Origin of the sequence: Clavibacter sp. MX14-G9D (assembly GCF_032917815.1) — a bacterium.
In the GTDB taxonomy this organism is placed as follows: domain Bacteria; phylum Actinomycetota; class Actinomycetes; order Actinomycetales; family Microbacteriaceae; genus Clavibacter; species Clavibacter michiganensis_K.
On the sequence record NZ_JAVCVL010000165.1, the window covers coordinates 1 to 6,219 of the forward strand.

Below are 6,219 nucleotides of genomic sequence, written 5' to 3' on the forward strand. Positions count from 1 at the left end.
GCCCGGGCGGGCGCCCGCCCGGGCTCAGGCCCCCGGCGCTCCCAGCGTCGCGAGGCGCCCGTGCCCCGGGAGGACGCGCGTGCCGGACGGCAGCGCGAGCAGCTCGCGGAAGGCGGCGTCGGCGCGGGCCGCGTCCCGGTGGAACATGCGGGCGAGCTGCTGCGGTCCCTCGACCGCGCTCGTCGGGTGCCCGGTCACGAGCGCGTCGCCCGCGATCACGACGCCGAGCCGGGGGATCGCGTACGACGTGTGGCCGAGCGTGTGCCCGGGCGTGGCGCGCGGCACGGGGCGGCCGGGCACGTCGAGGGGGCCCTCCATCGCGTGCGCGCGGACGTCCGGGTAGCCCTCGGCACGGAGGCCGCCCGCGGCCACGGCGGCATCGGCCCAGGCCATCACGCGCGGGTCGTCGGCGTGCTCCATGACCTGCGCGAGCGTGACCTGGTGGAGGAAGTCGCGCCGCACGTGGCCCACCTCGTCCGGCCCGGTGAGCACCTCGGGCGCGCCGGCCTGCGCGGCGACGACCTCGCCGAGGCCGCCGATGTGGTCGCCGTGCGCGTGCGTGAGGAGGACCGCGCGGAGGTCGACGGCTCCCGTGCGGGCGCCGATCTCGGCGAGGCTGGCGATCACGGCCGGGGCGTCCGCCGGGTAGCCGGCGTCCACGAGCGTGACGTCGGTGCCCTCGGTGAGCACCACCCAGTTCACGTGCGGTCCGTGGACGAGGAACACGTCCGTCTCGACGTCGACGATCTCGTAGGCAGCGGGCATGGATCCTCCGGGCTCGGGCGGTCGCGGGGTGTCCATCGTAGGTCGGACCGGATCCCGGCCGACGGCGCCCTCCCCACCCCGAGGCGGCGACCGGGGAGCCGGCGCGCCGTCAGCGCGCCTCGTCCGCCTCGCGACGCCCGAGGGCCACGTCCTCGGCGTCGATCATCGACAGCACGGCCCGCACGGCGAGCTCCGGGTAGCGGCCCTCGCGGCGGGCGGCGAGGACCGCGGTGCGCTCGGCGTCGATCATGCGGCGCCGCACCCGGTTGTGCGCGAGCCGTTCGCTGGTCGTCTCGGGCAGCGCGTCGTCGGCGGGCGCGGCGCCCTCCTCGCGCATCGCGTCGTCCCGTGCCCGGATGCCGGCCTCGCGCGCCTCGTCGAGCAGGCGGTCCCGGTCGGAGCGCTCCTGGTCGTCGGCGGAGTGGCCGAGGCGGAGGCGGCGGATGATCGCGGGCAGCGCGAGGCCGCCCACGAGGGTGCCCGCCACCATCACGAAGGCGAGGAACTGGAGCAGCTCCCGCTCGGGCGTCTCCTCCGGCAGCAGGAACGCGGCGGCGAGCGTGACCACGCCGCGGACGCCGGCGGAGGAGACGGCGGTGACGGTCCGCCAGCTCCACGTGCGAGCTCGGAGGCGCGCGGGTCCGTGGTCGAAGAGCACCTTCGCGAGCCCGACGGACACGAAGCGGGCCGCGGCCAGCACCGCCAGCAGGAGGAGCGACAGCCCCGCGATGCGCCAGCCGTCGAGGCTCGACTCGGGGAGTCCGCGCACGATGCCGGCGAGGCTCAGCCCGATGAGGAGGAAGACGGCGTTCTCGAGCAGGAACTGGATGGTGCGCCAGTTCACCGACTCCGCGATGCGGGCCTCGGGCGACTGGATCAGCGGCGCCCGGTAGCCGAGCACCAGGCCCGCCGCGACCACGGCCAGCACCCCGGAGCCGCCGAGCTCCTGGGCCGGGATGAACGCGACGTAGGGGATCGCGAGCGACAGGCTCGTGTCGAGGACGGCCGAGCGCAGGTAGCGCCGCACCGCCGAGAAGAGGAACGCGACCCCGAGGCCCACGCCCACGCCGACGAGCACGGCGACGACGAACCCGCCGGCGACGTCGACGGGGTGGACGATCCCCACGATCGCGGCGATGGCGGTGTTGAGGGCGACCAGCGCGGTCGCGTCGTTGAGGAGGCTCTCGGTCTCGAGGATGGACATCACGCGCCGGGGGAGCCGCACCCGCCCCGCCACCGCGGACACCGCGACGGCGTCGGTGGGCGCCACGACGGCGCCGAGCGCGAGGGCCGCCGCGAGCCCCACCGCGGGCACGAGCGCCCAGAGGGTGAGGCCGAACACGAGGAGGGTGACCACCACGACGCCCACCGACAGGACGACGATGCTGTCACGCCGTGCCCGGATGTCGGCGAGCGGCGTGCGGATCGCCGCGGCGAACAGCAGCGGCGGCAGGAGCCCGTAGAGCACGGCGTCCGGCTCGATCTCGATCTGCGGCACGCCCGGCACGAACGACAGGGCCGCGCCTACGGCGACCAGCGCGACGGGCGCCGACCAGCCGGCGCGGCCCGCCACCCCGGAGACCACGACGGTGACGACGACGAAGGAGACGACCCAGGCGATGATCTCGGGCATTCGCGGCTTCCGGTAGGGGGCGGTGGTGGGCGGGGGTCGGGGCCGGCGTCAGGCGGCGGCGACGCGGGCGCGCGCGGCCTCGAGGTCGCGGGCGTCGAGCCCGTGGCCGCCGGGCCGCACGTGCGAGACGGCGTCGGATCCGCGCAGGAGCGCCTCCCGGACCGTGCGCTCCACGTCGGCCAGCGGCGCCATGGCGTCCGCGTCGCCGTTCAGCATGGTGATCCGGGTGCCCGCCAGCTCGTCCGTCGGCACCCGGTCCCCGAGCGGCCAGCGCGCGGAGAACGCGATCGTCGCGGGCACCGCCGTCGGATGCAGCAGCGTGGTCGCCAGCGCCATGTTCGCCCCGTTCGAGAACCCGACCGCGAGGATCGCGCGGCCCTGGAGAGCGTAGGCCGACCGGGCCTCCTCGACCAGCGCGGCGAGCTCCGCCGCGCGCGCGACCACGTCGTCGACGTCGAAGACGCCCTCGGCGTGGCGGCGGAACCAGCGGGCCGCCGACCCCTCGAGGACGCTCCCGCGGGGCGCGAGCACGGGCTGCCCGGGGGCGACGAGCCGCGCGAGCTCGAGGCCCTGCCGCTCGTCGGCGCCCGTGCCGTGGAGTCCGACGACGACGGGTCCCGTCTCGGCGCCCGGCTGGAACGCGTGCGGCGTCCGGTCGAGGAGGCCGCTCATGCGACGTCGCCGGGGGCGGGGACGGCCGCGGGCTCCTCGTCGGGCAGGCGCAGGGGCGGTACGGCGGCCTCGATGTCCGCCCGGCTCGGCTCCAGCCACGGCGGGAGGCGGAGGCTGCGGCCGAGCTCGAGCAGCGGCTCGTCGACGTCGAAGCCGGGGGTGTCGGTCGCGATCTCGAAGAGCACGCCGCCGGGCTCGCGGAAGTAGATGGAGGTGAAGTACTGCCGGTCGAGGATCTGCGTGACCTGGTGCCCGCGGTCCACGAGCTCGTCGCGCCAGGCCTGCTGCTCGACGCGGCCCGGCACGCGGAAGGCGACGTGGTGCACGGTGCCGCCGGCGGTGAGGCCCGGCTGAGCGGCGGGGTCGGCGACGACGTCCACGAGGGCGCCCGGTCCGCCGTCGCCCGCCGCGTAGCGGAAGCGGCCGTCGCGCTCGTCGACGAGGCGGAGGCCGAGGTCGTCGGTGAGGACGCCGGCGGTGCCCGCCGGATCCCGGACCGTCAGCACCGAGGAGTGCTGGCCGCGGATCGCGTGCTCCGCCGGCACGTCGGCGGAGTCCCACGGGTCGCGGGGATCGACGACGGAGGAGGCGACGAGGTCGATCTGCAGCCCGTCGGGGTCGCGCAGGGAGAGCCGCTCCTCGGCGGAGGACCCGGTCGAGACGGAGGAGTCGACGCCGAGCCCGCCGAGGTGCTCCGTCCACCAGCCGAGGCTCCCGGCGGGCACGGAGAAGGCGGTCGTCGTGGACTGGCCGGCGCCGACGCGGCCCGCCGGCACGCCCTTCCAGGGGAAGAAGGTGAGCAGCGAGCCGGGGCGCCCCTCGCCGTCGCCGTAGTAGAGGTGGTAGCTGCCGGGGCTGTCGAAGTTCACCGTGCGCTTGACGAGCCGGAGCCCCATCGCGCGGACGTAGAAGTCGACGTTCCGCTGCGGGTCGCCGCCGATGGCGGTGACGTGGTGCAGTCCCTGGGTGGTGGCGGTCATGGTGCGCTCCCTTCGTGCGGCCCGGCCGGGCCATGTCCATGCAAACGCATGGGACGCGGGATCATTCCCGGAGCCCGTGACCGGGCGCCGCATCCGGGGGCGGGGAGGCGGATGCGATGACGAGGACGAGGGAGGGTGCGATGGCGCTCCCTCCCTCGTCCCGACGTCCGGGCGTCAGTCGTTCAGGTGCTGGAGCGCCTACTCCGCCTCCTCGGCGGTGAACCGCTCGCCGTACTCGCTCGTCAGCTGGTCGCGGATCGCCGCGGGCGACATGGCGGCGATCTCCTGGTACGTCCTCGCCTTGGCCAGGGCGTTCGCGTTCCAGTCCGCCTGGACGTTGTCGATCGCGTACTGGGCGGCCTCGGGGGTGAACCGCTCTCCGTACTCGCTGGTCAGCTGCTCGTAGAGCCCGGCCTTGCTCATGTCGAGGGAGTTCGCGTACGTGCCCGCCTTGACCAGCGCCGAGGCGTGCTCGGCGGGGACGGCGGGGGCTTCGGGCTCGGGGGCGGCCGTCGTCTCGACGACCGCCGGCTCCGTCTCCTCGACCGCCGGCTCCGTCTCCTCGGCCGTCGGCGTCGGGAGGGCCTCGGCGCTCGTGACGGCCTCCGGGGCGGCGCCGGTGGACGTGTCGGCCGATCCGATGGCCGCGCCGAACGCGATCGTGACGATGAGGGACGTGATCGCGGCGACCGCTCCGAGCGACAGGCCCGTGACGGCCATGCCCTTGCTCTGGGCGCCTCGCAGGGCCAGGACCCCGAGGACGACCGCCGCTGCGCCGACGATCAGGCCGAAGACCGGGACGAGCCCGGACAGGAACGCGACGATGCCGACGACCAGCGCGGCGATGGCGAGCCCCTTGGGTCGTACCACCCCGGGAGGCGGCATGGTCGCCGTCGCGCCGGGGGCAGGCGGCGCGTAGCTGCCGGGAGGGCCGTAGGGGCCAGGAGGCGGGGTGGGGCTCGGGTCCTGGGGCGGGTACCCAGGCTGCTCGGGAGTGCTCATGGTCCGAGCTTCACATCATGCGCACGCATCGACCGCCCCCATTTCGCGGGCGCCCCGGGTGGGGGGCACCTGTGCGGCGGCGGCGGCGAGCGGGCATCGTGGCCGTGCGCGGACGGACCACGTACCGGAGGTCGATCACGTCCCGTCGTCGGCGAGCGCACGGTGCGCCGAGCGGAGGGCGTGGAGGAGCGCGCGGGTCGCGGGCTCCAGGACGCCGTCGCGACGGACCGCCATCGACAGCCGCCACGGGGCCTCGAGGCCGGGGATGCGGCGGACGGTGCAGCGCCCGTGGCCGGAGAGCGCGGGGACGAGCGCGACGCCCAGCCCCGCCTCGACGTAGCGGGGGACCGCGGTGAGGTCGCCGACCTCGATCCCGACGCGGCGCGCGATGCCGCGGGCCGCGAGGAGCCGGTCCGCGTGGACGCGGTTGCCGAAGCCGGGCGGGGTGTCGACGAACACCTCGTCCGCGAGGTCCCCGGCACGGATCCGGGCCGCCTTCGCCAGCCGGTGCCCCGGGGGCAGCAGCAGCACGGTCGGCACCTCGAGGACGGTCTCCAGGCGCAGCCGCGGCAGATCGCCCGCGGGAAGGCCCGCGAACGCGATGTCGAGGCGTCCGGCGGCGAGGTCGTCGGCGAGGCCGCGCGTGCCCTCCGGGCTGGTGACCAGCTGGAGGTCCACGGCCGGATGCGCCGCGTGGAAGGCCCCGAGCACGCGCGGGAGGTCGACCAGGTCGATGCTCGCGAAGACCCCGACGCGCACGCGTCCCCGCAGCTCGCCGCCCGTCTCGCGCGCCTCCGCGGAGACCCGGTCGGCCGCCGCCACGGCGGCCCGCGCGAGGGGGAGGAGGCGCTCGCCGGCGGTCGTCAGGGAGACGGGCGACGTGGAGCGGTCGAGCAGCACCGTCCCCAGCGACCGCTCGAGCGCCTGCACGGACGCCGACACGGTGGACTGCGTCGCGTGCAGACGGCGCGCGGCGCGGGTGAACCCCGACTCCTCGACCACGGCGATGAGGTACTCGAGCTGGCGCGTCTCCATGGGACCATCATCGTCCATGGCGATGGGCATCGCCAGGATCACCCGTTGGACACGATGGGTCGACCGGCGGATCCTCGGACCATGACCACCGAGCTCCTGGCGCCGCCCGCCGCCGTCCCCTCCCGCTCCCGC

Annotated in this window: 6 protein-coding genes; all 6 read right to left on the bottom strand. The window is 76.0% G+C overall.

Features of this window, described 5'->3' with window-relative positions:
* Positions 1–24 precede the first annotated feature (24 nt).
* Positions 25–765 carry an MBL fold metallo-hydrolase gene (locus tag Q6969_RS12005; RefSeq protein WP_317230648.1) on the bottom strand — a complete coding sequence of 247 codons (741 nt, stop codon included), beginning with the start codon at positions 763–765 and terminating at the stop codon, positions 25–27.
* 109 nt (positions 766–874) lie between these two features.
* Entirely contained in the window at positions 875–2,398 is a 1,524-nt protein-coding gene (locus Q6969_RS12010) for a sodium:proton antiporter (protein ID WP_317230649.1), read from the bottom strand.
* Between the two features lie 48 nt (positions 2,399–2,446).
* Entirely contained in the window at positions 2,447–3,070 is a 624-nt protein-coding gene (locus tag Q6969_RS12015) for a carboxylesterase (protein WP_317230650.1), read from the bottom strand.
* Entirely contained in the window at positions 3,067–4,050 is a 984-nt protein-coding gene (locus tag Q6969_RS12020) for a ring-cleaving dioxygenase (protein ID WP_317230651.1), read from the bottom strand. The genes Q6969_RS12015 and Q6969_RS12020 overlap by 4 nt, the downstream gene beginning before the upstream one ends.
* Positions 4,051–4,248: 198 nt before the next feature.
* Complete coding sequence (locus tag Q6969_RS12025; protein ID WP_317230652.1) at positions 4,249–4,920, bottom strand: Ltp family lipoprotein; 672 nt, start codon at positions 4,918–4,920, stop codon at positions 4,249–4,251.
* Positions 4,921–5,187: 267 nt separating this feature from the next.
* Positions 5,188–6,087 (bottom strand): LysR family transcriptional regulator, encoded by a 900-nt coding sequence (locus Q6969_RS12030; protein ID WP_317230653.1) that lies wholly within the window; start codon positions 6,085–6,087, stop codon positions 5,188–5,190.
* Between the last annotated feature and the right edge of the window lie 132 nt (positions 6,088–6,219).

Coding starts and splice junctions, on each gene's coding strand:
- Q6969_RS12005 (WP_317230648.1), bottom strand. CDS start 765: ATGCCCGCTGCCTACGAGATCGTCGACGTCGAGACGGACGTGTTCCTC.
- Q6969_RS12010 (WP_317230649.1), bottom strand. CDS start 2,398: ATGCCCGAGATCATCGCCTGGGTCGTCTCCTTCGTCGTCGTCACCGTC.
- Q6969_RS12015 (WP_317230650.1), bottom strand. CDS start 3,070: ATGAGCGGCCTCCTCGACCGGACGCCGCACGCGTTCCAGCCGGGCGCC.
- Q6969_RS12020 (WP_317230651.1), bottom strand. CDS start 4,050: ATGACCGCCACCACCCAGGGACTGCACCACGTCACCGCCATCGGCGGC.
- Q6969_RS12030 (WP_317230653.1), bottom strand. CDS start 6,087: ATGGAGACGCGCCAGCTCGAGTACCTCATCGCCGTGGTCGAGGAGTCG.